23 protein-coding genes are annotated in these 25,157 nt (G+C 73.5%); 11 read left to right on the top strand and 12 right to left on the bottom strand.

Features of this window, described 5'->3' with window-relative positions; genetic code table 11:
- Positions 1-714 precede the first annotated feature (714 nt).
- Entirely contained in the window at positions 715-1,713 is a 999-nt protein-coding gene (gene trpS / locus E2B92_RS25785) for a tryptophan--tRNA ligase (RefSeq protein ID WP_126889425.1), read from the top strand.
- Between the two features lie 68 nt (positions 1,714-1,781).
- Here the strand turns inward: trpS and proC are convergent, their stop codons facing one another.
- From proC to E2B92_RS25815, 6 genes are all read right to left on the bottom strand, one after another.
- Positions 1,782-2,588: a pyrroline-5-carboxylate reductase gene (proC, locus tag E2B92_RS25790; protein ID WP_126889424.1), complete on the bottom strand. Its 807-nt coding sequence runs from the start codon at positions 2,586-2,588 to the stop codon at positions 1,782-1,784.
- Positions 2,585-3,148 (bottom strand): GNAT family N-acetyltransferase, encoded by a 564-nt coding sequence (locus E2B92_RS25795; protein WP_126889423.1) that lies wholly within the window; start codon positions 3,146-3,148, stop codon positions 2,585-2,587. Before E2B92_RS25795 ends, proC begins: the two co-directional genes overlap by 4 nt.
- A gap of 9 nt (positions 3,149-3,157) precedes the next feature.
- Positions 3,158-3,895: an ABC transporter permease gene (locus tag E2B92_RS25800; protein ID WP_126889422.1), complete on the bottom strand. Its 738-nt coding sequence runs from the start codon at positions 3,893-3,895 to the stop codon at positions 3,158-3,160.
- Positions 3,892-4,656: an ABC transporter ATP-binding protein gene (locus E2B92_RS25805; RefSeq protein WP_126889426.1), complete on the bottom strand. Its 765-nt coding sequence runs from the start codon at positions 4,654-4,656 to the stop codon at positions 3,892-3,894. The genes E2B92_RS25800 and E2B92_RS25805 overlap by 4 nt, the downstream gene beginning before the upstream one ends.
- Before the next feature lie 436 nt (positions 4,657-5,092).
- Complete coding sequence (locus E2B92_RS25810; RefSeq protein WP_126888903.1) at positions 5,093-5,611, bottom strand: hypothetical protein; 519 nt, start codon at positions 5,609-5,611, stop codon at positions 5,093-5,095.
- A gap of 34 nt (positions 5,612-5,645) precedes the next feature.
- Positions 5,646-5,957: a peptidase gene (locus E2B92_RS25815; RefSeq protein ID WP_126888904.1), complete on the bottom strand. Its 312-nt coding sequence runs from the start codon at positions 5,955-5,957 to the stop codon at positions 5,646-5,648.
- A gap of 149 nt (positions 5,958-6,106) precedes the next feature.
- On the opposite strand from E2B92_RS25815, the gene E2B92_RS25820 reads away from it, so the two are divergent.
- Positions 6,107-8,242, top strand: coding sequence for a protein kinase domain-containing protein (locus E2B92_RS25820; RefSeq protein WP_126888905.1), 2,136 nt, complete (start codon positions 6,107-6,109; stop codon positions 8,240-8,242).
- Here the strand turns inward: E2B92_RS25820 and ilvD are convergent, their stop codons facing one another.
- The 4 genes from ilvD to E2B92_RS25840 form a co-directional block, all read right to left on the bottom strand.
- Positions 8,243-10,096 carry a dihydroxy-acid dehydratase gene (ilvD, locus tag E2B92_RS25825; RefSeq protein WP_126888906.1) on the bottom strand — a complete coding sequence of 618 codons (1,854 nt, stop codon included), beginning with the start codon at positions 10,094-10,096 and terminating at the stop codon, positions 8,243-8,245.
- 171 nt (positions 10,097-10,267) lie between these two features.
- Positions 10,268-10,873, bottom strand: a complete 606-nt coding sequence (locus tag E2B92_RS25830; RefSeq protein WP_126888907.1) for a TetR/AcrR family transcriptional regulator — start codon at positions 10,871-10,873, stop codon at positions 10,268-10,270.
- Positions 10,870-11,697 carry a sugar phosphate isomerase/epimerase family protein gene (locus E2B92_RS25835; RefSeq protein ID WP_126888908.1) on the bottom strand — a complete coding sequence of 276 codons (828 nt, stop codon included), beginning with the start codon at positions 11,695-11,697 and terminating at the stop codon, positions 10,870-10,872. Before E2B92_RS25835 ends, E2B92_RS25830 begins: the two co-directional genes overlap by 4 nt.
- A 23-nt stretch (positions 11,698-11,720) precedes the next feature.
- Entirely contained in the window at positions 11,721-12,653 is a 933-nt protein-coding gene (locus tag E2B92_RS25840) for a Ppx/GppA phosphatase family protein (protein WP_126888909.1), read from the bottom strand.
- A 39-nt stretch (positions 12,654-12,692) separates the two neighbouring features.
- On the opposite strand from E2B92_RS25840, the gene E2B92_RS25845 reads away from it, so the two are divergent.
- Positions 12,693-13,517 carry a hypothetical protein gene (locus E2B92_RS25845; protein ID WP_382668025.1) on the top strand — a complete coding sequence of 275 codons (825 nt, stop codon included), beginning with the start codon at positions 12,693-12,695 and terminating at the stop codon, positions 13,515-13,517.
- Between the two features lie 100 nt (positions 13,518-13,617).
- Here E2B92_RS25845 and E2B92_RS25850 read toward each other — a convergent pair whose 3' ends face one another.
- Entirely contained in the window at positions 13,618-15,348 is a 1,731-nt protein-coding gene (locus E2B92_RS25850; RefSeq protein WP_235023982.1) for a BACON domain-containing protein, read from the bottom strand.
- Positions 15,349-15,546: 198 nt separating this feature from the next.
- On the opposite strand from E2B92_RS25850, the gene radA reads away from it, so the two are divergent.
- On the top strand, positions 15,547-16,959 hold the full coding sequence (gene radA, locus E2B92_RS25855) for a DNA repair protein RadA (protein ID WP_126888087.1): 1,413 nt from the start codon (positions 15,547-15,549) through the stop codon (positions 16,957-16,959).
- Positions 16,960-17,873: 914 nt separating this feature from the next.
- Complete coding sequence (gene disA / locus E2B92_RS25860; protein ID WP_126888088.1) at positions 17,874-18,998, top strand: DNA integrity scanning diadenylate cyclase DisA; 1,125 nt, start codon at positions 17,874-17,876, stop codon at positions 18,996-18,998.
- Positions 18,999-19,020: 22 nt separating this feature from the next.
- Here the strand turns inward: disA and E2B92_RS25865 are convergent, their stop codons facing one another.
- A complete protein-coding gene (locus E2B92_RS25865) occupies positions 19,021-19,860 on the bottom strand; it encodes a hypothetical protein (RefSeq protein WP_126888089.1) in 840 nt (279 codons plus the stop codon).
- Between the two features lie 135 nt (positions 19,861-19,995).
- On the opposite strand from E2B92_RS25865, the gene E2B92_RS25870 reads away from it, so the two are divergent.
- The 6 genes from E2B92_RS25870 to cseC all read left to right on the top strand — a co-directional run bounded on the left by E2B92_RS25870 (position 19,996) and on the right by cseC (position 25,149).
- Positions 19,996-20,649 carry a phosphatase PAP2 family protein gene (locus tag E2B92_RS25870; RefSeq protein ID WP_126888090.1) on the top strand — a complete coding sequence of 218 codons (654 nt, stop codon included), beginning with the start codon at positions 19,996-19,998 and terminating at the stop codon, positions 20,647-20,649.
- 25 nt (positions 20,650-20,674) lie between these two features.
- On the top strand, positions 20,675-21,586 hold the full coding sequence (locus E2B92_RS25875; RefSeq protein ID WP_126888091.1) for an A/G-specific adenine glycosylase: 912 nt from the start codon (positions 20,675-20,677) through the stop codon (positions 21,584-21,586).
- A gap of 173 nt (positions 21,587-21,759) precedes the next feature.
- Positions 21,760-22,338 (top strand): SigE family RNA polymerase sigma factor, encoded by a 579-nt coding sequence (locus E2B92_RS25880; RefSeq protein WP_126888092.1) that lies wholly within the window; start codon positions 21,760-21,762, stop codon positions 22,336-22,338.
- A complete protein-coding gene (locus E2B92_RS25885) occupies positions 22,326-23,024 on the top strand; it encodes a hypothetical protein (RefSeq protein WP_399432222.1) in 699 nt (232 codons plus the stop codon). Before E2B92_RS25880 ends, E2B92_RS25885 begins: the two co-directional genes overlap by 13 nt.
- A gap of 89 nt (positions 23,025-23,113) precedes the next feature.
- The gene (gene cseB, locus E2B92_RS25890; protein ID WP_126888093.1) at positions 23,114-23,830 is read left to right on the top strand and encodes a two-component system response regulator CseB; all 717 of its coding nucleotides are present in this window, start codon (positions 23,114-23,116) and stop codon (positions 23,828-23,830) included.
- Entirely contained in the window at positions 23,827-25,149 is a 1,323-nt protein-coding gene (gene cseC, locus E2B92_RS25895) for a two-component system sensor histidine kinase CseC (protein WP_126888094.1), read from the top strand. The genes cseB and cseC overlap by 4 nt, the downstream gene beginning before the upstream one ends.
- Positions 25,150-25,157: the final 8 nt, after the last annotated feature.

The following is a 25,157-nucleotide window of genomic DNA, read 5'->3' on the forward strand; positions in this document are numbered from 1 at the left end:
CTCCGTGATGGAGACGGGGTATCAACTAATCTGGCGTTGATTTTTGGCACGCTGTTGAGTTCTCAAGGAACGGACGCTTCCTTCGTACTCACCCTCTCGGGCTTTCCTCCGGGCGCTTCCCTTCGGTTTTTCGTGTTTCCAGCTTAGCAGATCCGTTTTCCGTTTCCGCCACCCGCTGGAGCGGGCTGCCGGGCCGTTCTCCGCTTTCGCGTTTCCCTTTCCGGCGGTTCCGACTCTATCAGATCCTTTCGGGCCTGATTCCCAGTCAGAGGGGGTTGTCTTTCCGGCTGTTGGGCCGTTCCGACGAGTGAGACTTTAGCGGATTCCTCGGCTCCGACGCTAATCGGGGCCGCGTCACTCGAACGCGGATTCCTCATTTCGCAAAAGCGCACGGAAAGCGGCGCGACGCATCGTCGCTCGCTCGGAGTGGTTCTTGCGGAATGGCTGTCCGGGGACCGACCGGAGTCGGCGCTCACGTCGGACAACCCGGAGAACACTACGGACGGGGCAAAGCCATGTCAACCTCGGGCCTCTGCCGTAGCCTCGGGGCATGACAACGCATGCGTTCACCGCTCAGTGGTGGGCCGCCTGACGGCGGCCGGCGCACACGCATGCACTCAACGGCCGCCGCCTCGGCGGCCGTTCGCGTATCTCCCTCCGGGAGGGGTCGGCCGCCGGTGGCGGGGCCTCGGACAGGAGACGGAGGAGAACGGGATGACGCGGATCTTCAGTGGGGTCAAGCCGACGGGGCATCTGACGCTGGGGAACTACCTCGGGGCCGTACGCCGGTGGGTCGAGGTGGATCAGCACCGGGCGGACGCGCTGTTCAGCGTGGTGGATCTGCACGCCCTGACCGTCGAGCACGATCCGGCGCGGGTGCGGCGGCTGAGCCGGCAGGCGGCGACGCTGCTGCTGGCGGCCGGGCTGGACCCGGGACGCTGCACCCTCTTCGTACAGAGTCATGTGGACGAGCACGCGCGGCTCTCGTATCTGATGGAGTGCACGGCCACGGACGGGGAGCTGCGGCGCATGATCCAGTACAAGGAGAAGGCGGCGCGGGCGCGGGCGGGCGGGGAGAGCGTGCGGGTCTCGCTGCTGACGTACCCGGCGCTGATGGCGGCGGACATCCTGGCGTACGAGACGGACGAGGTGCCGGTCGGGGACGACCAGGCACAGCACGTCGAGCTCACGCGGGACCTGGCGGTGCGGTTCAACCAGCGGTACGGGCACACGTTCACCGTGCCGAGGGCGACGCGGCCGGAGGTGGCGGCGCGGGTGATGGATCTTCAGGACCCCACCGGAAAGATGGGGAAGTCGCACGAGAACGGGGCCGGGATCGTCTATCTGCTCGACGAGCCGGAGGTGGTGCGGCGGAAGGTCATGCGGGCGGTGACCGACAGCGGGCGGGAGGTCGTCTACGACCGGGAGGCGAGCCCGGGGGTGGCGAATCTGCTCGATGTGCTCGCGGCGTGCGGAGGTGGGAACCCGGAGGCGTTGGCCGGTGTATATCAGTCGTACGGCGCACTCAAAGGGGATGTGGCCGAGGCGGTGGTGGAGCGCCTGCGGCCCTTGCGGGAGCGGCATGCCGAGCTGGCGGCCGACCCCGGGTATGTGGACAAGGTGCTGAGGGAGGGGGCTGAGCGGGCGCGGGGGATCGCGCGGCCTGTGGTGGACAGGGCCTACCGGGCCGTGGGGCTGTTGCCGCCGGGGTGATGCGGTGGCGCCGCCGGCCCGTCGGCCCCGTGGTGGGCGGGGCCGACGGTGGCGTCGGGGCGGCGGGGTCAGTTGCCGGAGGCGAGCTCGCGGCTGCGGTCGCGGGCGGCCTCGATGGCGGCGATGAGGGCGGCTCGGACGCCGTGGTTCTCGAGTTCCCGGATGGCGCTGATGGTGGTGCCGGCCGGGGAGGTCACGGCTTCGCGGAGCTTGACGGGGTGCTCGCCGCTGTCGCGGAGCATCACGGCGGCGCCGATGGCGGCCTGGACGATCAGGTCGTGGGCCTGGGCGCGGGGCAGGCCGAGGAGGATGCCGGCGTCGGTCATCGCTTCGACGAGGAAGTAGAAGTAGGCCGGGCCGGAGCCGGAGAGGGCGGTGGCGGCGTCCTGCTGGGACTCGGGGACGCGGAGGGTCTTGCCGACGCCGCCGAAGATCTCTTCGGCGTGGGCTAGGTGGCCGCCGGTGGCGTGGCTGCCGGCCGAGATGACGGACATGCCCTCGTCGACCAGGACGGGGGTGTTGGGCATGACGCGGACGACGGGGGTGTCGGCGGTGAGGCGTTCTTCGATGAAGGCGGTGGTGATGCCGGCCGCCGCGCTGATGACGAGGCGGTCGGAGGAGACGTGGGGGGCCAGCTCGTCGAGGAGCTTGCCCATGTCCTGGGGCTTGACGGCCAGGATGAGGGTGTCGGCGCGCTTGGCGGCCTCGGCGTTGCTGACGGTGTCGATGCCGTACCGGGCGCGGAGTTCCTCGGCGCGGTCGGTGCGGCGCGCGGTGGCCAGGAGGTGGGCGGTGGGCCAGCCGGCCCGGATCATGCCGCTGAGCAGGGCTTCACCGATCTTGCCGGTACCGAGGACTGCGACTGTCTGGGTCATGGCTGCTGTTCACCTCGCCGGTGGGGGTACGTGTCGCCATCCTCGCACCGGTGGCGGGGCCCGGGCGGGAGTGTCCGATGGGCGGTACGTGTGGGGTCGAGTTCGGCGACGATCTCGTCGTCCTCGACGGTGCCGGTGGGGGTGAAGCCGAGCGACTCGTAGAGCGTGCGGGCGGGCGTGTTGGAGGGGTGGTACGAGAGGCGGACGGCGCGGCAGTCCTCCTTGTCCGTGAGCCAGGCCGCGAGGGTACGGACGGCGGCGCGGCCGATTCCCGTGCCCTGCTGGGCGGCGTCGATGAGCATGCCGCCGATCCAGTGGGTGCCGTCGTCCTCGCGGGCCCACATGACGTGGCCGGTCACGTCGTCGTCGGCGAGGACGGCGAGTGAGTGCCAGACGTCCTCGCGCTGGGAGAGGAGGAGATAGCGGGCGGCGAGTGCGGGGACGTAGGTCCGCTGGTCGTCGCGGGGCGCTATGTCGGCGACGGCGCGCCAGTTGTCGTCGTCCACTTCGCGGAGGGTGATGCGGCGGCCGGTGGTGTCGTGCAGTCCTTTGTCGATCATGAGTCGAGGTTAGGCGGTGCGGCGGCGGAGGGTGGCCGCGCCGAGGGTGAGGACGAGCAGGGCACAGGCGGCGACGACGAGGACGTCGCGGAGGAAGGCGGCGGTCATGTCGGTGTGCCGGAGGACCTCGTTCATTCCGTCGACGGCGTACGACATGGGAAGCACGTCGGAGACGGCTTCGAGGGCGGGCTGCATGGTGTCGCGCGGGGTGAACAGGCCGCAGAGCAGCAACTGGGGGAAGATCACGGCCGGCATGAACTGGACGGCCTGGAATTCGGAGGCGGCGAACGCGGAGACGAACAGGCCGAGGGCGGTGCCGAGCAGCGCGTCGAGGAGGGCGACGAGGAGCAGCAGCCAGGGCGAGCCGGTGACGTCGAGACCGAGGACCCACAGGGCCGCCGCGGTGGCGAGGGCGGACTGGACGACGGCGAGGGCTCCGAAGGCGAGGGCGTAGCCGGCGATCAGGTCGGACTTGCCGAGCGGCATGGCGAGGAGCCGCTCCAGGGTGCCGGAGGTGCGTTCGCGCAGGGTGGCGATCGAGGTCACCAGAAACATGGTGATCAGCGGGAAGATCCCGAGCAGTGAGGCGCCGATGGAGTCGAAGGTGCCCGGGCTGCCGTCGAACACGTACCGGAGGAGGGTGATCATCAGGATCGGGACGAGCAGCATCAGGGCGATGGTGCGCGGGTCGTGACGCAGTTGGCGGAGGACACGGGCGGCGGTGGCGAGGGTGCGGGAGCCGTTCATCGCTGGGCCTCCTGGAGGGCGTTGGCCGCGTCGACGAGGTGCAGGAAGGCGTCTTCGACGGTGGCCGTGTCGTTGCGGCGGCGCAGGGCCTCGGGGGTGTCGTCGGCCAGGATCTCGCCGTCGCGCATGAGGAGGAGGCGGTGGCAGCGTTCGGCCTCGTCCATGACGTGTGAGGACACGAGGATCGTGGCGCGGTGGTCGGTGGCGATGCGGTGGAAGAGGTTCCACAGGTCGCGGCGGAGGACGGGGTCGAGGCCGACGGTCGGTTCGTCGAGGACGAGCAGTTCGGGGGTGCCGAGCAGGGCGACGGCGAGGGAGACGCGGCTGCGCTGGCCGCCGGAGAGGTTTCCGGCGAGGGCGTCGGCGTGTGAGCTGAGGTCGACGTCGGTGATGGCGCGTGTGACGGCCTCGGCGCGGGCCTCCCGCTGTGCGCGGCCGGGGAGGAGGACGGAGGCGAAGTAGTCGAGGTTCTGCCGGACGGTGAGGTCGTCGTACACGGAGGGGGCCTGGGTGACGTAGCCGATGCGGGCGCGGAGGGAGGGGTCGCCGGCGGGGCGGCCCAGGACGTGAAGGGTGCCGGTGGCGTTGGCCTGGGTGCCGACGATGGTCCGCATCAGCGTCGACTTGCCGCAGCCGGAGGGGCCGAGGAGGCCGGTGACCTGCCCTCGCGGGACGGTGAAGTCGAGGCCGCGGAGGACGGTACGACGGCCCCGCACGACGGTGAGGCCATGGGCTTCGACGGCATGGCCGGTAAAATTCATCACGTGATGAATAGTGCGCCTGGCGGGAGGGCGCGTCAAGGTGTGGTGGGGCGATACGGGAACGGGTGTTGGGGGGATGGGGGCGGTCTGTGGGTGGGGTGGGCGGCTGTTGGGCACCGGCGGTTGTGGGTGAGGGGCTGCCCGGGCCCTCGGGCCCAGGAGCCGGGAGGCCTCCGGTCGGCGGGCCGGTGCTGTGGGTGACGGCACCAGGCCGGGGCGCCCGGGTGCCTGACAGGCGGGTGGCCCGGCGAGGGAGGGCGGGAACCGGAGAGCCGAACGGGCCGTGGACGGGGCCGGGTGCCTGACAGGCGGGTGTTGCGGCGAGGGCAGGCGGGGTCCCGAGGGCCGGGCAGGCCGGGTGGCCCGCACACGGGAAGGCGGCGGCCGGAGGAGTGGGGGCGCCGGCTGGGGCGGCGCTGAGGGGGGTGGGGGCTGGTCAGCGGGGGCGCTTGGCGCGGGCGGCCGGGTTGCCGGTGCGGGTGGAGCGGCGCTTCTCGTACTGGGCGCGGGCCGTCTCGTACTCGGAGCGCAGCAGCTTCTCGCCGGGCGCCTCGGTGAGGGAGCGGAGGAAGTACGCGAGGAGGGAGCCGATGAAGCCGATCGCCTTGAGGCTGCGCAGGGCGTCCTCGCGTGAGGGGTCGGCGGGGCGGCGGGTGAAGCCCTGCCACGTCCGGCTGAAGGCGATGGCGGTGCACACCGCGAACATGACGACGACCAGGGTGTTGACGAAGCCGCCGACCTCGGCGATGGCCAGACCCTGGTAGGCGAAGCGGAGGACGAACGCTCCCGCGACGGCGGCGGCGAGCGAGCCCGCCGCGACTCCGGCGCGCCGCAGCCCGTAACCGCCGTCGTGGCCGACCCAGGTCGTGCCGAAGAAGCGGATGGGCTCGGGCTGCGGCCCGGCCGGAGTGCTGGTGCCCGCGCTGCCGCTGGTGCTGCTGCTCTGCTCGCTCACGGGGTCGATTATCCCCGGGCGGGCGGTCCGGCGGTCAGGAGCAGCGCACGGCGACGTAACCGTCGCTGCCGGTGTTCACGTAGGCGTCGGAGACGTACTGGCCGTTGGCGATGTTGTCCCACAGGTTGGTCGTGCCGTAGGGACCGGTGACCGTGGTGCCGGGCTTCTGGCAGTTGATCGGGACGCGGACGCCCTCGGCCAGGACCTTCACGATGCTGTAGTTGGTGCCCGGGCCGCTGCGGACGTTGATCCGGTAGCCGGGCGCCACCGGGTAGCGCTTCACCGTGTAGGCCGTGCCCTCGACCGTGGTTCCGGCCGCTGCTTCCGTGACGTCTTCCATGGCCATGTGGCCCTCCCCCGTCGATGCGCGTACCCCGTGCACGCGCGCCGCGCGCAGGCTAACAAGCCCTGACGGCATCGCACGCATCATCGACTAGGCTCCGTGCGTCGCGCTGGACGCGGGACGCGCGCGGACGAAGACACACGGGGGTGGCGATGCCGCCGTTGCGCAGCACCGGACCGGTTCCGGAAGCGGAGCATCCGGAGTACGCAGGACGGTACCGGCTCGAGGAGTGCCTGGGCTCGGGCGGCATGGGTGTCGTCCATCTGGCCAGGTCCGGCTCCGGGCTGCGCCTCGCGGTGAAGGTGGTGCATGCCGAGCATGCGGCGGACCCCGAGTTCAGGGCGCGGTTCCGGCAGGAGGTCCAGGCTGCGAGGCGGGTGAGCGGGGCGTTCACCGCGCCGGTCGTGGACGCGGACCCGGAGGCCGGGCGGCCGTGGATGGCCACGCTGTTCATCGAGGGGCCGACCCTGTCGGAGCGGGTGAAGCGGAACGGCCCGCTGGGCTCCCTGGAGCTGCGGAGGGTGGGCGCCGGGCTCGCGGAGGCGCTGCGCGACATCCACCGGGCGGGCGTGGTGCACCGGGATCTGAAGCCCAGCAATGTGCTGCTGGCCGCCGACGGGCCGAAGGTCATCGACTTCGGGATCTCCCGGCCGGCCGACAGTGATCTGCGGACGGAGACGGGGAAGCTGATCGGGACCCCGCCGTTCATGGCGCCCGAGCAGTTCCAGCGGCCCCGGGACGTGGGGCCCGCCGCGGACGTGTTCGCGATGGGCGCCGTGCTGGTCCACGCGGCGACCGGGCGCGGCCCGTTCGACTCCAACTCCCCGTACATCGTGGCGTACCAGGTCGTCCACAACGAGCCCGACCTCGCCGGGGTGCCGGAGGACCTGGTGCCGCTGCTGAGGCGGTGCCTGGCCAAGGACCCGGCGGAGCGGCCGACGGCGGACGAACTGATGGGCGAGTTGCGGGCCGGTGAGCCGGAGGGTTCGGCCGCCGCGTTCATCCCGGCCCAGCGGCGGACGGAGCAGTCACTGCCGGCGCCTCCCGCCCCGGGCGCGGAGGCGGGCGCGGCCGGGAGGCGTGACCGTCGGCTCCGCCTGGCCGCCGGGCTCGCCCTCCTCGCGGCGCTGATCGCGGGCGGGGTCGTCGCGGTGCGCGGCCTCGCGGACGAGGCGCCCCCCGCCACCGCCCACGCCGGGCCCGCCCAGCCGTTCCGGCCCTGGTCCGCCACCCTGGGCGCCGGGGGCGAGAACCTCACGCCCCTGTGCACGGCCACCACCGCCCCCGACGCCCTGTACTGCACCGCCCCCGGCGTCAAGGCGGCCCGCCTCGGCCCCCGCGACGGCGGCACGGCCTGGCTGGTCCCGACCGGCGGAACGGCGACCGGCAAAGCCAAGAACACCGGAGCCGAAGCCGGGGCCGCACCCGTGCTGTGCGGTGGGCTGGTCCATGTGGTGACGCCCGGCCGGGCCCGGCTGGAGGCGCTCGACCCGGCCACCGGCAAGACCCGGTGGGGCAAGGACGTCTCCGCGTACGCGAACGTCCTGCACGCGGGCGACTCCGTGCTGCTCGTGGCGGCGGACGGCACCGTGCGCGCCCTGGACGGGGCGACCGGCGACGAGCGGTGGAGCGAGCGGATGGCGCCCGGCGCGCAGTGGGTGACCGGTCCCGACGGGGTGGCCTACGCGGCGGCCGCCACGGCGGACGCGGCGGCCACTGTGGTGCGGGCGGTCGACCCGGTGGACGGGCGGGTGCTGTGGACCGAACGGATGGGCGGCGCCCTCAGCCCCGTACAGGCGTCCGAGGACGCGCTGCTGCTGCTGTCGACCGACGCGGACCTCTACACCGACGCGGTCGTGCGGCTCGGTACCGCCGACCGCGACGCGCGGCGGGTGCCGCTCACCGTCCCCGTCGACCAGGCGCAGGCCGTGATGGCGGGGGACGTGGTGTACGTCGTCGGGGCGGGCGGTTCGCTGGCCGCCGTGGACACCGCGCGCGACGGCGCCCAGCGGGCGCAGCGCTGGCGGCTGGAGACGGGGGTGACGCGGGCGTCCCGCCCGGTCGTGGCGGACGGGCACGTCTATCTGACGGCGGCCGACGGGCGGCTGCTGGCCGTGGACGCCGGGCGCGGCGTGCTGCTGGGGGTGACGAAGCCCCGGATGGACGGCGGGCGGTACACGTTCGCGCCGCTGCTGCCGGCGCCCGCCGTCGCGAACGGCACGGTGTTCGCGACGGCGCCGGACGGGTCGGTCTTCGCCGTGGCGGCGAAGGATCCGGCCCGCTGGTGATCAGCCGAGCTTGGTGACGTCCCGGACGGCGCCCTTGTCGGCGCTCGTGGCCATCGCCGCGTACGCCCGCAGGGCGGCCGAGACCTTGCGCTCGCGGTTCTTCGGCGCGTACGCGCCGGCGAGGGCCTCGCGGCGGACGGCCAGCACGTCGTCCGAGACCAGCAGCTCGATGGAGCGGTTGGGGATGTCGATCCGGATGCGGTCGCCGTCCTCGACCAGCGCGATCGTGCCGCCGCTCGCCGCCTCGGGAGAGGCGTGGCCGATGGACAGGCCCGACGTGCCGCCCGAGAAACGGCCGTCCGTGATCAGGGCGCAGGTCTTGCCGAGGCCCCGGCCCTTGAGGAAGGACGTCGGGTAGAGCATCTCCTGCATGCCGGGGCCGCCCTTGGGGCCCTCGTAGCGGATGACGACGACGTCCCCGTCGGTGACCTGCTTGTTGAGGATCTTCTCGACGGCCTCCTCCTGCGACTCGCAGACGACCGCCGGGCCCTCGAAGGTCCAGATCGACTCGTCGACACCGGCGGTCTTCACGACACAGCCGTCGACGGCGAGGTTGCCCCTCAGCACGGCGAGGCCGCCGTCCTTGGAGTAGGCATGCTCGGCGGAGCGGATGCAGCCCTCGGCGGCGTCCGTGTCCAGCGCCTCCCAGCGCTCGGACTGCGAGAACGCCTCGGCGGAGCGGACGCAGCCGGGCGCCGCGTGCCACAGCTCGACGGCCTCGGCGGACGGCGAGCCACCGCGCACGTCCCAGGTCTTGAGCCAGTCGGCGAGGGTGGGGCTGTGCACGCTGTGCACGTCCTCGTTGAGCAGTCCGGCCCGGTGCAGCTCGCCGAGCAGGGCGGGGATGCCTCCGGCGCGGTGCACGTCCTCCATGTAGTACGTACGCGTCTTGGCGACGTTGGGCGCGACCTTGGCCAGGCACGGCACCCGGCGCGAGACGGCGTCGATCTCCTCCAGGCCGAAGGGGACGCCCGCCTCCTGGGCGGCGGCCAGCAGGTGCAGGATCGTGTTGGTGGAGCCGCCCATGGCGATGTCGAGCGCCATGGCGTTCTCGAAGGCCGCGAAGGTGGCGATGTTGCGCGGCAGGACGGACTCGTCGCCCTGGGCGTAGTAGCGGTCGGTCAGCTCGACGACCGTACGGGCGGCGTTCTCGTACAGGGCGCGGCGGGCCGTGTGCGTGGCGAGCGTGGAGCCGTTGCCGGGCAGGGAGAGGCCGATGGCCTCGGTCAGGCAGTTCATCGAGTTGGCGGTGAACATGCCGGAACACGAGCCGCAGGTCGGGCAGGCGTTCTCCTCGATACGGAGGATGTCCTCGTCCGAGATCTTGTCGTTCACGGCGTCGGAGATCGCGTCGACCAGGTCGAGGGTGCGGACCGTGCCGTCGACCAGGGTGGCGCGGCCGGACTCCATCGGGCCGCCGGAGACGAAGACCGTGGGGATGTTGAGCCGCAGCGCGGCGTTCAGCATGCCCGGGGTGATCTTGTCGCAGTTGGAGATGCAGATCAGGGCGTCGGCGCAGTGGGCCTCGACCATGTACTCCACGCTGTCGGCGATCAGGTCGCGGGAGGGCAGGCTGTAGAGCATGCCGCCGTGGCCCATCGCGATGCCGTCGTCGACGGCGATGGTGTTGAACTCGCGCGGGATGCCGCCCGCCTCCTTGATCGCCTCGCTGACGATCCGGCCGACCGGCTGGAGGTGGGTGTGGCCCGGGACGAACTCGGTGAAGGAGTTGGCGACGGCGATGATCGGCTTGCGGCCGATGTCCGCGCCCGGTACACCGGAGGCCCGCATAAGGGCGCGGGCGCCCGCCATGTTGCGGCCGTGGGTGACAGTGCGGGACCTCAGCTCGGGCATGATCCGTCGCTCCTTAACAGAGAGGTGTCTGTTTCGAGCGTACGCTTCGGCTCCAAGATCTGGACATGCTGTCCGGATTGCGGGACAGCGGGCTCAGTCCTCGGTCACGCCGCGTGCGGTACGGGGCGCGGTCACGCCGGTACATGTCCCAACGCACCCGCCCGTACGCGGTCACGCCTCGGTCAGGTACCGCTGGAGGGTCGGGGCGACCATGGCCACGATGTCCTCCGGGCGTGCCGACGCCATCGGCTCCACCTGGATGACGTAGCGCAGGATCGCGATGCCGATCATGTGCGAGGCCGCCAGTTCGGCGCGGAACTTCGGGTCCGGTACGTCGAGGTCGTCGGCCACCCGCTCCAGCACGCGCCGCAGCACGAACCCGCGCAGCACCTTCGCCGCCGCCTCGTGGGTGAGCGCGGAGCGGATGACGGCCAGCAGCGGGGTGCGCGTGACCGGGTTCTCCCACACACCGATGAAGGAGCGGGCCAGCCGCTCGCCGATGCCCTCGGGGCCGTGCCCGAGCACCGCCGGAAGGATCAGGTCGGGCTCGAAGGACAGCTCGATGGCGGCGGCGAAGACCTCGTCCTTCGTACCGAAGTAGTGGTGGACCAGTGCCGGGTCCACGCCCGCCGCCTTCGCGATGCCGCGCACGGACGTCTTGTCGTAGCCGCGCTCGGCGAACTCGGCGCGGGCGGCCTGGAGGATGCGGGTCCGCGCGTCCGGGCCCTCCGCCTCGACCTTGGGCGGCCGGCCGCGTCCTCTGCGTACTCCGGTCACCGGACGCGGGCCGAGGAGGCCAGGTGCAGGCGGGTGAAGGCGAGCGCCTCCGCCAGGTCGGCCTCGCGTTCGGCGGCCGACATGGCGCGCCGCGTGTTGACCTCGATGACGACGTGGCCGTCGAAGCCGGTGGCCGCCAGGTGCTCCAGCAGTTCGGCGCACGGCTGGGTGCCGCGCCCGGGCACCAGGTGCTCGTCCTTGGCGGAGCCGCGCCCGTCGGCGAGGTGGACGTGGCCCAGCCGGTCTCCCATGCGGCCGGCCATGTCCAGGGCGTCGACGCGGGCGGTCGCGGTGTGCGAGAGGTCGATCGTGTAGTGGCGGTAGTCGTCCTTGCTGACGTCCCACTCGGGCGCGTACGCGAGCATCTCGCGGTCGCGGTAGCGCCACGGGTACATGTTCTCGACGGCGAACCGTACGTCCGTCTCGTCGGCCATCCGCCAGATGCCGTCGATGAAGTCCCGGGCGTACTGGCGCTGCCAGCGGAACGGGGGGTGGACGACCACGGTCGACGCGCCGAGCTTCTCCGCCGCCGCCCGGGCCCGCTGGAGCTTCACCCACGGGTCGGTCGACCAGACCCGCTGGGTGATCAGCAGGCAGGGGGCGTGCACCGCGAGGACGGGGACCTGGTGGTAGTCGGAGAGGCGGCGCAGCGCCTCGATGTCCTGGCTGACGGGGTCGGTCCACACCATGACCTCGACGCCGTCGTAGCCCAGGCGGGCCGCGATCTCGAAGGCCGTCGCCGTCGACTCGGGATAGACCGAGGCCGTCGACAGGGCGACCTTCGCATCCGGGATGCGCACCACTGATTCCGACGTTTCAGCCACGAGGGACAGACTACGGGCACCCGCTAGGCGGCCGGGAGGTGGTCCAGCCGACGCAGGATGACTCCCTCGCGCAGCGCCCATGGGCAGATCTCCAGTTCCTCGACCCCGTACAGGTCCATCGCGCCCTCCGCGACCAGCGCTCCGGCCAGCAGTTGCGGCGCCCGGCCCTCGGACACTCCGGGCAGGGCGCAGCGCTGTTCGGCGGTCATGGCGGCGAGCTTGGGGACCCACTCCTCCAGTGATGTACGACTCAGAATCCGCTCCACGTACAGACCCTCGCCCGAGCCGGGCGCGCCGGCTATCCGGGCGAGCTGTTTGAACGTCTTGGAGGTGGCGACGACGTGGTCGGGCCTGCCGAAGCGGGCGAACTCGCCGACCTTGCGGGCGATCTCGGCCCGGACGTGGCGGCGCAGCGCCTTCACGTCGGCGGGGTCCGGCGGGTCGCCGGGCAGCCAGCCGGCGGTGAGCCGCCCGGCGCCGAGCGGCAGGGACACGGCCGCGTCGGGCTCCTCGTCCATCCCGTACGCGATCTCCAGCGAGCCGCCGCCGATGTCGAGGAGCAGCAGCTTTCCGGAGGACCAGCCGTACCAGCGGCGGGCGGCGAGGAAGGTGAGGCGGGCCTCCTCCTCGCCGGTGAGGACCTGGAGGTCGACGCCGGTCTCGTCCCGGACGCGCTTCAGTACGGCGTCGGCGTTGGCCGCGTCGCGGATGGCGGAGGTGGCGAAGGGCAGGACCTCCTCGCAGCCCTTGTCCTCGGCGGTGCGCACCGCGTCGTGGGTGATGCTGACGAGCCGCTCGACGCCGTGCTCGCCTATGGCGCCGTCCGCGTCGAGCAGCTCGGCGAGCCGCAGCTCCGCCTTGTGGGAGTGGGCGGGCAGCGGCCGGGCGCCGGGGTGGGCGTCCATCACCAGCAGGTGCACTGTGTTCGAACCGACGTCGAGGACTCCGAGTCTCATGCCCCGAACGCTACTGCGCCTGGCGCATACGCTTGGTGTGTGCCAAAGACGAAGAAGGCGAAGCCCGCCAAGAAGCACGATAAGTCCTCCGTACTGCCCGTAACGGGCGTTTCCGACGAAAAGGGACTGGACTTTCCCCGTGCGTGGGTGGAGTTCCCCGACCCGGCCGACGAGGAGCAGGTTTTCCGCTGCGACCTGACGTGGCTGACGTCACGCTGGACCTGCGTCTTCGGCAGCGGCTGCCAGGGCATCCAGGCGGGACGCGCGGACGACGGCTGCTGCACGCTGGGCGCGCACTTCTCGGACGAGGACGACGAGCAGCGCGTCGCGTCGCACGTGGAGCGGCTGACGCCGGAGCTGTGGCAGTTCCACGACGAGGGCACCTCGGCGGGCGGCTGGGTGCAGCTCGACGAGGACGGCGAGCGCCAGACCCGCCGCTGGGAGGGCTCCTGCATCTTCCAGAACCGCCCCGGGTTCGCGGGCGGGGCGGGCTGCGCGCTGCACATCCTGGCGCTGCGCGAGGGCCGCGAGCCGCTGGAGACGAAGCCGGACGTCTGCTGGCAGCTCCCGGTGCGGCGCACGTACGACTGGATCGACCGGCCCGACGACACACGGGTGCTCCAGATCTCGATCGGTGAGTACGACCGGCGCGGCTGGGGCCCGGGCGGCCACGACCTGCACTGGTGGTGCACGTCGGCGACCTCGGCGCACGGCGCGGGGGAGCCGGTGTACGTGACGTACCGCCCGGAGCTGACGGAGCTGATGGGCAAGGAGGCGTACGACGTGCTGGTGGAGCTGTGCGAGGCCCGCCTGGCGTCGCAGCTCCCGCTGGTGGCGCCGCACCCGGCGGACCCGGTGGGCTGACGTCCCGGGTGGGTCCGCGGCCGCGGTGGCCCGTGCCCGTGTGTTCCGGGTGTTCCTGGTGGGCCCGGCGGGGCCGGTGCGTCCTGAGCGGTGACGTTCGTCAGCCGGCCGGGGCGTCCGGCGACGGGGGCGCCGTGGGCGCGGGCGTGTCCGAGGGCGTCGGGTCCGGCGAGGGGGGCGGGGTCGACGGCGGCGTGGACGCCGGCGGCGTGGGCGTCGGGGTCGGCGTCGGGTCCTGGGACGGCGGCGGGGTGGTGGCCGGCGGGGCCGAGGGCCCGCCGTGGCCCGGGCGGGACGGGGGGCGCGGCGTGCCGTGGCCGTCGATCTCCACCACGGCGCCCGCCGGGTCGACGCCGACGCGGGCGGTCCAGGGGCCGACCGGTTCGCGGGCGCGGTCGACGGAGACGTACACCGTGACCGACCGGCCGGGGGCGAGGGTGCCGGAGGCGCGGCTGGCGTACAGCCATGGGGCGTCCGTCCACAGGGACCAGGTCACCGGCGCGCCGCCCGAGGCCGTGAGCGTGAGCATCGTGGTGTCGCCGGCCGCCGGCTGGGCCGTGACCGTGACCCGGCCCGGGGTGGGGCGTCCGGGGGCGGACGGCGGCGGGGGCGTGCCGGCGCTGAGGACCTCGACGGAGACGTGCGAGGAGCCGGGGGCGGCGGAGCGTCTGGTGTCGTTGCGGGCGCTGCCCGCGTTCTCGTAGTGGTCGGGCCGGTCCTCGGTGCCGTTCGCCCGGTCGTCGGCCCCGGCCGCGCTGACCGGGGAGCCGTCGTGTCCCTCGCCCGTCAGCGGAGCCCCCCGGTACGCCGCCCACAGGGCGAGCACCGGGGCCGCGACCACGGTGGCCACGACGGTCGTCGTCAGGGCCCGGGCCCGCATCCGTTCGCGGCGGGCCGCGTGGTCCCTGGGGTCCAGGGGAAAGCCGTCGCGCCCGAACCGGGGCCCGCCGGCCCGCGCACGCGGGACGTGCAGCATCGCGATGTACGCCGCCGCCCTCGGCGCCTCGACGAGCGGAAGCTGCGCGGGCGTGACGGACGAGCCGGGCCACGGGCCGCCCGCCTCGGCGCGCTCGGCGGCCCGGCGGCAGCGCGGGCAGTCGTCGACGTGCCGGACGAGCTCGCGGCGCAGGGCCGCGGAGAGCAGCACCCGGTTGTCCCCGGTGAGCCGGGCGACGGCCGGACAGGTGCCGGTCTCGACGACGGCGAGCGCGGCGCGGGTGCGCTCCACCTCGCAGGCGGCGGCGGACAGCAGCTCGCGGGCGGCGAGGGGCTCCATGCCGAGGACCGCGGCGACCTGGGGCGCGCCGAGCTGGTGCCGTACGGCCAGCTCCAGCGCCTCGCGCTGCTCGGGCGTGGTGCCGGCGGCCTCGGGCCAGGCCAGCAGGGACAGCTCGCGGCGGCGGCGCTCGGCGAGCTCGGGCGGAACGTGCGGGACGCCCTCCGCCGCGTCGGAGGCGGGCGGGGCGGGCAGGCGCCCGGCGTGCGCCCCCTGGCCGTGCCGCTGCCCGTGCCGGCGGCGGCGCTGCTCGCCGAGCTCCCGGAGGCAGGCCCAGCGGGCGAGGGCGTACAGCCAGGCGCGCCGCTCGGGGTCGGCGGCGGGACACCGCCCGAACTGCCGCTCGGAGATGGCCAGTACGTCACCCAGCACCGTGGTGGCCACGTCGTGGTCGCACAGCACGGACAGGCAGTATGTGAACAGCCCGTCCAGATACGGCTCGTAGCGCGCCGGTGGGCGCTGGGCCAGGGTGCGGGGCCCGGTCCGGGGCGCGCGGCGCCGCGCCCGGTGTGCGCCGGTGGTGTGCGTGGGGGGCTCCAGCCTGCTGCTCGTCACCCGGCGACCGTAGGCAGTGGAAGGCACACCCTTCGCACCCCTTCCGCACTTTTAATCCTTACGGGTGAACGTATCCCTCAAAAGGGGACAGGAAGCGCAGAATCCGCGCCGGTCACCCACCGGCGCCCCTGCGGTCCCGGTCGCCACGGAGGCCCCGCGCGGGAGGCGTTGTCAGTGCGGCCCGCTACGGTCGTGCGCATGGCTGCCCGTACGAAATCCGCCAAGGACAGGCCCTCCTACCGCTGCACCGAGTGCGGCTGGACGACCGCCAAATGGCTCGGCCGCTGCCCCGAGTGCCAGGCGTGGGGGACGGTGGAGGAGTACGGCGCGCCCGCCGTCCGTACCACCGCCGCGGGGCGCGTCTCCACCGCCGCGCTGCCGATCGGTCAGGTCGACGGCCGGCAGGCCACCGCCAGGACGACCGGCGTGGACGAGCTGGACCGCGTGCTGGGCGGCGGCCTTGTACCGGGCGCGGTGGTCCTCCTCGCGGGCGAGCCCGGCGTCGGCAAGTCCACCCTCCTGCTCGACGTCGCCTCGAAGGCGGCGTCCGACGACCACCGCACGCTCTACGTCACGGGTGAGGAGTCCGCGAGCCAGGTCCGGCTGCGCGCCGACCGGATCGGCGCGCTCAACGACCACCTGTACCTGGCGGCCGAGACCGACCTGTCCGCCGTTCTGGGCCACCTGGACGCCGTCAAGCCCTCGCTCCTCGTCCTCGACTCCGTGCAGACCGTCGCCTCCCCCGAGATCGACGGCGCGCCCGGCGGCATGGCCCAGGTCCGCGAGGTCGCCGGCGCGCTGATCCGCGCCTCCAAGGAGCGGGGCATGTCCACGCTGCTGGTGGGCCACGTCACCAAGGACGGCGCCATCGCCGGGCCGAGGCTGCTGGAGCACCTGGTGGACGTCGTCCTCCACTTCGAGGGCGACCGGCACGCGCGGCTGCGCCTGGTGCGGGGCGTGAAGAACCGGTACGGGGCCACGGACGAGGTGGGCTGCTTCGAGCTGCACGACGAGGGCATCACGGGCCTGGCCGACCCGTCGGGCCTCTTCCTCACCCGGCGCGCCGAGCCGGTGCCGGGTACGTGCCTGACGGTCACCCTGGAGGGGCGGCGCCCGCTGGTGGCCGAGGTCCAGGCGCTCACCGTCGACTCGCAGATCCCGTCTCCTCGCCGCACCACGTCCGGCCTGGAGACCTCCCGGGTCTCGATGATGCTGGCGGTGCTGGAGCAGCGCGGCCGGATCACCGCGCTCGGCAAGCGGGACATCTACTCGGCCACGGTCGGCGGGGTGAGGCTCTCCGAACCGGCCGCCGACCTCGCCGTGGCGCTGGCCCTGGCGTCGGCGGCGAGCGACACCCCGCTGCCGAAGAACCTGGTCGCCATCGGTGAGGTCGGCCTCGCGGGCGAGGTCCGGCGCGTCACGGGCGTCCAGCGCCGTCTCGCCGAGGCGCACCGGCTGGGCTTCACCCACGCGCTGGTCCCGGCCGATGCGGGGAAGGTCCCGCCCGGCATGACGGTCACGGAGGTCGCCGACATGGGCGACGCGCTGCGCGTTCTGCCCCGCGCCCGCCGCCGCGCACCGGCCCCGCGCGACGAGGCCCCCACGGGCTGACGCCCGGCCCCTGCCGGGCGGGTCCGGATCGGGGCGGGTGCCGTGCGGCGCGGGGTGCCATGCGGCGCGGCGGGGGTGACCGGGTGGTCGGTTGCGGCCGGTGGGTCCGGGTCGGGGCGGGTGCCGTGCGGCGCGGTCACCGGTGGGTCGGCTGATGCCGGTGGGCAAGGGTCGGGGCCCCTCCGGGCTCGCCTCCTCGCCGTTGGCGGGGTGCCGAGCCGGTCTCGGCGCCGTATCTCGCCGCCAATCGGCTGCGGGGGCGACCCTGCACGGCCCCTCCTCGCCGTCTCCTCACACCCACCGGCCCGCAGTCGGCGTACGACCGGGGCCCCGCCGTCCCCACACACCTACCGGCCCGCGGACGGCGTACGGCCGGGGGCTCGCCGTCTCCCCACACCCACCGGCCCGCGGTCGGCGTACAACAGGAGGACCGCCGTCCCCACACATCCCCCGGCCCGCGGACGGCGTACGGCCGGGGTGGGGCCGTGCAGGGTCGCCCCCGCAGAGGTTGGCGGCAACGGAAGGGCTCCCTTGTGTGAGAGCCAAGGCCGCCGGCCTCGAGGAGGCGAGCCCGGAGGGGCCACGCCCCCCACCCACCGGCACCGGCCGCACCACCGACCGGCCGGCGGGCAAGGCGCCCCAGAGGAAGGGCGGGGCGGCAGAGGGCCGGCCCAGTGGCTCCCGTACGCGTGACCCGGCGAGCCCGGAGGGGCCACGCCCCACCACCCACCGGCACCGGCCGCACCACCGGCCGGCCGGCCGGGCAAGGCGGGGGGCCACGGTCCGGCACCGCCCGGCGGCAGCCGTCCGCGGGCGGCCGTGGGGCGTGGACCGGCCGGGAGGCCCGACGGGCGCGGGCGGGGTCGCTAGACTTTGCCCAGGTCTCGCCCATCCGTACGAGCCGGAGGAGTGCAGTGGCAGCCAAGGACGGGGCAGCAGCTCCCGGAAAGTCCGGCGCGGGCTCCGGCAACGAGGCGCTCATGCGCGCCTCGCTCAGCGCCGTCGCGCCGGGTACGTCGCTGCGCGACGGACTGGAGCGCATCCTCCGGGGAAACACCGGTGGTCTCATCGTCCTCGGCATGGACAAGACCGTCGAGTCGATGTGCACCGGCGGGTTCGTGCTGGACGTGGAGTTCACCGCGACCCGGCTGCGTGAGCTGTGCAAGCTCGACGGCGCGCTGATCCTCGACAAGGACATCACCAAGATCCTCCGGGCCGGCGTCCAGCTCGTGCCGGACGCGTCGATCCCCACCGAGGAGACCGGCACGCGGCACCGCACGGCGGACCGGGTGAGCAAGCAGTGCGGTTTCCCCGTGGTGTCCGTGTCGCAGTCGATGCGGCTGATCGCCCTGTACGTGGACGGTGAGCGCCGGGTGCTGGAGGAGTCGGCGGCCATCCTGTCGCGCGCGAACCAGGCCCTCGCCACCCTGGAGCGGTACAAGCTCCGCCTGGACGAGGTCGCCGGCACGCTCTCCGCGCTGGAGATCGAGGACCTGGTCACCGTCCGGGACGTCACCGCCGTCGCCCAGCGTCTGGAGATGGTGCGCCGGATCGCCACCGAGATCGCGGAGTACGTCGTCGAGCTCGGCACCGACGGGCGGCTGCTCGCGCTCCAGCTCGACGAGCTGATCGCGGGCGTCGAGCCCGAGCGGGAGCTGGTGGTCCGCGACTACGTCCCGGAGCCCACGGCCAAGCGGTCCCGTACGGTTCCCGAGGCGCTCACCGAGCTGGACGCGCTCAGCCACGCCGAGCTGCTGGAGCTGCCGATCGTGGCCCGCGCCCTGGGCTACACCGGGTCGCCGGAGGCCCTCGACTCGGCGGTCTCGCCGCGCGGCTACCGCCTGCTGGCCAAGGTGCCGCGGCTGCCCGGTGCCATCATCGAGCGGCTCGTGGAGCACTTCGGCGGCCTGCAGAAGCTGCTCGCCGCGAGCGTGGACGACCTCCAGACCGTCGACGGGGTCGGCGAGGCGCGGGCCCGCAGCGTGCGCGAGGGCCTGTCGCGGCTCGCCGAGTCGTCGATCCTCGAGCGGTACGTCTGACCCGCCGGCCCCTGCCGGCCGGTCAGTCCTTGGTGAGCGTGAACGACGCGGGCATCACCTTCGCGCCCGGGACCGTGGCCTCGACCAGGTAGGTGCCCGGCCCGGCGGTCGCCCCGGCCGGCGTCGCGCAGCGCGGCGCGCTCGGGCGGCGGTCCCACTCCACGGCGTGGGTGACGCTGCCGCCGGCCGGGACGCGCAGCAGCAGGGGGCCGGAGCCGCGCGGGCAGTCCTTCGAGGACCAGACCTGGTCGGCCTCGTTGTTCTTGATGCTCAGCACGGCCGTCGTGGGGCCGAGGTCGGCCTTGCAGGTGGTGGCGGAGGTGTTGCGGGCGACGAGCTGGAAGCGGGGCTTCTCGCCGGGCGCGTAACTGACCTTGACGCTGCGCAGCGTCAACTGCAGGGAGCCCGGGGCGCAGTTGGGCAGGGGCGAGTTCGCCGGGACCTGCTGGCCGGAGCCCGCTCCCGTACCGGAACCGCCGCCGGAGCCGGAGCCGTTACCGGTGCCCGGGCCGCTGTCGCCGCCCGGTCCGCCTCCCGTGCCCCCGGTGCCGGAGTCCGCGCCGCCCGGTGACGTGGTGTCGCCGTTCTTGCCGCCGTCGTCCCCCTCGCCGGGCTCCGACTCGTCGCGTCCGCCCGGCTGTTCGCTGATCGCCGGTCCCGGCCGGGTGGGGCCCGGCGTGATGGAGGTCGCGGGAGCGGCGCCGTTGGAGTCGTCGCCGCCCTTGTCCCCGTCGCCGTCACCGGAGCTGACGAACCATACGATCAGCAGCGCGAGCAGCGCGATCAGGCTCGCCGCGACTGCCCTCCGACGCCAGTAGATGGAGGAGGGAAGCGGCCCGACCGGATTGCGCAGAGATCCCACGGCCCAAACTGTACGAGAGATCGGCACCAACTCCCGCCCCACCCGCCGCCTGTGCACCAAGTTTTGCCGATGATCACACTCGAACGCCCGGGCTCCGGTCGGGCGGGCCCCTGGCGCCAGGTACCGTCCGTAACCATGAGCCAGGACCTCTATCGCGACATCACCGACCTCGCCCACGACTCCCCGGGCTGGTTGCAGCTCGTCGCCGAGCTGTGGACGGAGGCCGGCCTGCTGCTGTTCGGCGTGCTGTTCGTCGCCGGCTGGTGGCGGGCCCGCCCCGCCGACTCCCGCGCCATGGCGCTCGCCGTTCTGGCGCCGCTGGGCACCGCGTTCGGGTACGTGGTCAGCGAGCTGCTGAAGTCGGTGGTGGACGAGGAGCGCCCGTGCCGTGCGGTGGCCGGGGCCGCCGCCTCGATCGTCGAGTGCCCGCCGCACGGCGACTGGTCCTTCCCGAGCAACCACTCCGCCATCGCCGGTGCCGCCGCCGTGGCCCTCGCCCTGGCGTGGCGCGGGATCGTCTGGCTGACGGTGCCGATGGCGGTGCTCATGGCGTTCTCGCGGGTGTTCGTCGGGGTGCACTACCCGCACGATGTGGCGGCGGGCCTGGTGCTGGGCGCGCTGGCCGCCGTGCTGTTCGTCAAGCTGCTGACCGGGCCGACCCGGTCGCTGGCCGACACGATGCGGATGAGCAGGTCGGCCCTGGCCACCTGGCTGGCCGGGCCGGGGCCCGCCGTTCCCGACCACGCCGTGTCCCGGCGGCGCCGGGAGCCGATGCACCGCCGCGTGTGAGGAACGTGCCAGGATCGGACGTGCCATGACTGCGATCCCCTCCACTCCCGGAACCAGGCCCGCCGCCGTCGAGCTGCACGCGCCCGTGCTCGCCTGGTTCGAGCAGAACGCCCGCGACCTCCCCTGGCGCCGCCCCGAGGCGGGCGCCTGGGGGGTGATGGTCAGCGAGTTCATGCTCCAGCAGACCCCGGTCAGCCGGGTGCTCCCGGTGTACGAACAGTGGCTGGCCCGCTGGCCCCGCCCCGCCGACCTGGCCGCCGAGGCCCCCGGTGAGGCCGTGCGCGCCTGGGGCCGGCTGGGCTACCCGCGCCGGGCGCTGCGGCTGCACGGCGCGGCGGTGGCGATAACGGAACGGCACGGCGGCGACGTACCGAGCGATCACGCGCAGTTGCTCGCCCTGCCCGGCATCGGCGATTACACGGCGGCGGCGGTGGCGTCGTTCGCGTACGGGCAGCGCCACGCCGTGCTGGACACCAATGTGCGGCGGGTGTTCGCCCGCTCGGTGACGGGTGTGCAGTACCCGCCGAACGCCACCACCGCCGCCGAGCGGAAGCTGGCGCGGGAACTGCTGCCGAAGGAGGAGGGCACGGCGGCCCGCTGGGCGGCGGCCTCCATGGAGCTGGGCGCCCTGGTGTGCACCGCCCGGAACGAGGACTGCGCCCGGTGCCCGATCGCCGCGCGGTGCGCGTGGCGTCTGGCGGGCAAGCCGGCCCATGACGGCCCGGCGCGGCGCGGCCAGACGTACGCGGGCACGGACCGCCAGGTGCGCGGCCGGCTGCTCGCCGTGCTGCGCGAGGCGCCGGGCCCGGTGGAGCAGGCCGCGCTGGACGCGGTCTGGCACGACCCGGTGCAGCGTGCCCGCGCCCTGGACGGCCTGGTCGCGGACGGCCTGGTCGAGCCCCTGGACGGCGGTCGCTACCGGCTTCCGGCCGGGTGAGCCGTGCGGAGCCGGGGCCGCCTCCGGCTTCGTAACACCATCGCTGTTACACAACCGATGGCCAGCCGTGCGTCCTCCGACGGGCTGTGCGGACAGCCCCGTGACACGAGCTCCGTAGCGTCTCCGGACGTAAGCAGCACACGGGGTTTCACGGGGATCGGAGGCGGTTCGGGATGTCGCACGGCGAGGTGCTCGAATTCGAGGAGTACGTACGCACACGGCAGGACGCCCTGCTGCGCAGCGCCCGACGTCTCGTTCCCGACCCGGTGGACGCGCAGGACCTGCTCCAGACGGCGCTGGCCCGCACGTACGGCCGCTGGGACGGCATAGCCGACAAGGGTCTCGCCGACGCGTACCTGCGCCGGGTGATGATCAATACGCGTACCGAGTGGTGGCGCGCCCGCAAGCTGGAGGAGGTGCCCACCGAGCAGCTCCCCGACGCGTCCGTCGACGACGCCACCGAGCAGCACGCCGACCGGGCCCTGCTGATGGACATCCTGAAGGTGCTGGCGCCCAAGCAGCGCAGCGTCGTGGTGCTGCGGCACTGGGAGCAGATGAGCACCGAGGAGACGGCCGCCGCGCTCGGCATGTCGACCGGTACGGTGAAGTCCACGCTCCACCGGGCGCTCGCCCGCCTCCGCCAGGAGCTGGAGAGCCGGGACATCGACGCCCGCGCCCTGGAGCGTGACGGCCGTGCGCAGCGCGCGGCCGGACGTGGCCACGAACGGGGGCGGGAGCGGTGCGCGGCCTGAGCGCCAGAGACCACACGAGCGGCACCGGCAGGGTCCGGGCGGCGGGCACCACGGCGATGGCGGTGGCCGCCGCCATCGGCCTGCTCACGGCCGGTTGCTCCACCGGTGGCACGGGGACGCGCGACGAGGGTGCCGCCCGGGCCGACCAAGGCACGCCGTCGAGCGCGCCGGCCCCCGCGTCGTCGGCGTCGTCGCCGGTGAAGAAGGTGGACGCGGTCCGGCTGATCATGAACGACCCGAAGGTCAGCGAGCGGGTCAAGGACGACCTGAAGCCGTGCGTGGCCGACGCCTACCCGGTCGACACCTCGTACGGGACCCTCACCGACTCCGGTACCCCGGACGTCGTGGTGAACGTTCTGACGTGCGGTGACGCGGTGGGCGTCGGGACGTACGTGTACCGTCTCGGCGACGCGAAGGACGACGCCAAGGGCACGGCGTACGCGAACGTGTTCGCGCTGGAGGAGCCCGCCGTCTACTCGACGATCGACCGCGGCGACCTGGTCGTCACCAAGCAGGTGTACGCGGAGGACGACCCGGTGTCGTACCCCTCCGGCGAGGACGTGATCACCTACCGGTGGGCGGGCAACAAGTTCACGGAGCACGACCGGGTGCACAACGAGTACAGCAAGACGGTGGGGGACGGCGGCATCGACGGCGCTGAGCCGACCGCGCCCGGCAAGGGCTGACGCAGCGGCCGGGGTGGCCCGGCGGCGCCCCGGCGGCGCCCCGGGCGGTGAACGAGCAGGAACCGAGAGAGCACGGAGAGAACACGTCGATGGCCGAGACCCATGTCCTGTTCGTGGAGGACGACGACGTCATCCGTGAGGCCACGCAGCTCGCCCTGGAGCGGGACGGCTTCGCGGTGACGGCCATGCCGGACGGGCTGTCCGGCCTGGAGTCCTTCCGGCAGCGGCAGCCGGACATCGCGCTGCTGGACGTCATGCTGCCCGGCATGGACGGCGTGAGCCTGTGCCGGCGCATCCGCGACGAGTCGACCGTGCCGGTGATCATGCTGTCGGCCCGCGCCGACTCGATCGACGTGGTGCTGGGCCTGGAGGCCGGTGCCGACGACTACGTCACCAAGCCCTTCGACGGCGCGGTGCTGGTCGCCCGCATCCGCGCGGTGCTGCGCCGGTTCGGTCACGCGGGCGGGTCCGCGGGCGGTCCCGGTGGCGCGGACGCGGACCGGGCGGGTCAGGCGCAGGGCGGTGTGCTGGTCTTCGGTGACCTGGAGGTCGACACCGACGGCATGGAGGTCCGCAAGGGCGGTGCCCCGGTGGCGCTGACCCCGACGGAGATGCGGCTGCTGCTGGAGTTCTCGTCGGCGCCGGGCACGGTCCTGTCGCGTGACAAGCTGCTGGAGCGCGTGTGGGACTACGGCTGGGGCGGCGACACGCGGGTCGTGGACGTCCATGTGCAGCGGCTGCGCACCAAGATCGGCCAGGACCGGATCGAGACGGTCCGCGGTTTCGGCTACAAGCTCAAGGGATGAAGCCGCCGGCACTGCGCACGGGTGTGCGGTGGAAGATCTCGATCGCCATCGCCGCCGTGGGCGCGCTGGTCGCGGTCGCGCTCAGCCTTGTCGTCCACAACGCCGCCCGGGTCTCGATGCTGGGGAACGCGCGGGACGTGCAGATGGAGCGGCTGCTGTTCGCGCAGCGGATGTACGAGTCGGCGAAGCCGAAGGGCGACCCCAAGTTCGGGGCGAAGCTCAACGACCCGAACCTGCCCCCGCAGCTCGACGAGCTGATGCGGGAGCGGCGGCGCGGGACGTACGTGCAGGAGCACGAGGAGGGCCCGCCGGACGTGTGGGCCGCCGTGCCGCTGGGCAACGGGGACGTGCTGTCGCTGCACAGCCAGTTCGCCAGCCGCAGCACGACGATCATGAAGGACCTGGACGAGGCGCTGATCGTCGGTTCGGTGTCGGTGGTCTTCGGTGGCTGCGCGCTGGGCGTGCTGATCGGCGGCCAGCTCTCGCGGCGGCTGCGAAAGGCCGCCACCGCGGCCGGGAAGGTCGCCCAGGGCAACACGGAGGTACGGGTCCGGGACGCGATCGGCGGTGTCGTACGCGACGAGACCGACGAGCTGGCGCGGGCGGTGGACGCCCTGACGGACGCGCTCAACGAGCGGATCGAGGCCGAGCGGCGGGTCACCGCGGACATCGCGCACGAGCTGCGTACGCCGGTGACCGGGCTGCTCACGGCCGCCGAGCTGCTGCCGCCGGGGCGGCCGACCGAGCTGGTGCGGGACCGGGCGCAGGCGATGCGCACGCTGGTCGAGGACGTGCTGGAGGTGGCCCGGCTGGACAGTGCCTCCGAGCGGGCCGAGCTCCAGGAGATCGCGCTCGGGGAGTTCGTCGAGCGGCGGGTCACCGCGCTGTACCCGGACGCCGAGGTGCGGGTGGTGCACGAGTCGTGGGTGAACACCGATCCGCGCCGGCTGGAGCGGATTCTGGGCAACCTGCTGGCGAACGCCAACAAGCACGGCGGGGGGCCGATCGAGGTCACGGTCGAGGGCCGGGTGCTGCGGGTGCGCGACCATGGGCCGGGGTTCCCGGAGGCGCTGCTGCGGGAGGGTCCGAGCCGGTTCCGTACCGGCGCCAGTGACCGCGCCGGGCACGGTCACGGGCTGGGCCTGACGATCGCGGCGGGCCAGGCCCGGGTGCTGGGCGCGCGGCTCACCTTCCGCAACGCGGCGCCCACGGGCACGGCGACCGGCAACGGCGGTGCGATCGCGGTGCTGTGGCTCCCGGAGCACGCGCCCACGACGACGGGCAGTTTCCCGATACTGCACCTGCCGGACACGCCCTGACGGCAGGG

Source organism: Streptomyces sp. WAC05374, assembly GCF_004353505.1.
GTDB lineage: Bacteria > Actinomycetota > Actinomycetes > Streptomycetales > Streptomycetaceae > Streptomyces.

Bases quoted from the DNA above. Each gene is read 5' to 3' on its own strand.
- trpS (WP_126889425.1), top strand. From the start codon at position 715: ATGACGCGGATCTTCAGTGGGGTCAAGCCGACGGGGCATCTGACGCTG.
- proC (WP_126889424.1), bottom strand. From the start codon at position 2,588: ATGACCCAGACAGTCGCAGTCCTCGGTACCGGCAAGATCGGTGAAGCC.
- E2B92_RS25795 (WP_126889423.1), bottom strand. From the start codon at position 3,148: ATGATCGACAAAGGACTGCACGACACCACCGGCCGCCGCATCACCCTC.
- E2B92_RS25800 (WP_126889422.1), bottom strand. From the start codon at position 3,895: ATGAACGGCTCCCGCACCCTCGCCACCGCCGCCCGTGTCCTCCGCCAA.
- E2B92_RS25805 (WP_126889426.1), bottom strand. From the start codon at position 4,656: ATGAATTTTACCGGCCATGCCGTCGAAGCCCATGGCCTCACCGTCGTG.
- E2B92_RS25815 (WP_126888904.1), bottom strand. From the start codon at position 5,957: ATGGCCATGGAAGACGTCACGGAAGCAGCGGCCGGAACCACGGTCGAG.
- E2B92_RS25820 (WP_126888905.1), top strand. From the start codon at position 6,107: ATGCCGCCGTTGCGCAGCACCGGACCGGTTCCGGAAGCGGAGCATCCG.
- ilvD (WP_126888906.1), bottom strand. From the start codon at position 10,096: ATGCCCGAGCTGAGGTCCCGCACTGTCACCCACGGCCGCAACATGGCG.
- E2B92_RS25840 (WP_126888909.1), bottom strand. From the start codon at position 12,653: ATGAGACTCGGAGTCCTCGACGTCGGTTCGAACACAGTGCACCTGCTG.
- radA (WP_126888087.1), top strand. From the start codon at position 15,547: ATGGCTGCCCGTACGAAATCCGCCAAGGACAGGCCCTCCTACCGCTGC.
- E2B92_RS25870 (WP_126888090.1), top strand. From the start codon at position 19,996: ATGAGCCAGGACCTCTATCGCGACATCACCGACCTCGCCCACGACTCC.
- E2B92_RS25875 (WP_126888091.1), top strand. From the start codon at position 20,675: ATGACTGCGATCCCCTCCACTCCCGGAACCAGGCCCGCCGCCGTCGAG.
- E2B92_RS25880 (WP_126888092.1), top strand. From the start codon at position 21,760: ATGTCGCACGGCGAGGTGCTCGAATTCGAGGAGTACGTACGCACACGG.
- cseB (WP_126888093.1), top strand. From the start codon at position 23,114: ATGGCCGAGACCCATGTCCTGTTCGTGGAGGACGACGACGTCATCCGT.
- cseC (WP_126888094.1), top strand. From the start codon at position 23,827: ATGAAGCCGCCGGCACTGCGCACGGGTGTGCGGTGGAAGATCTCGATC.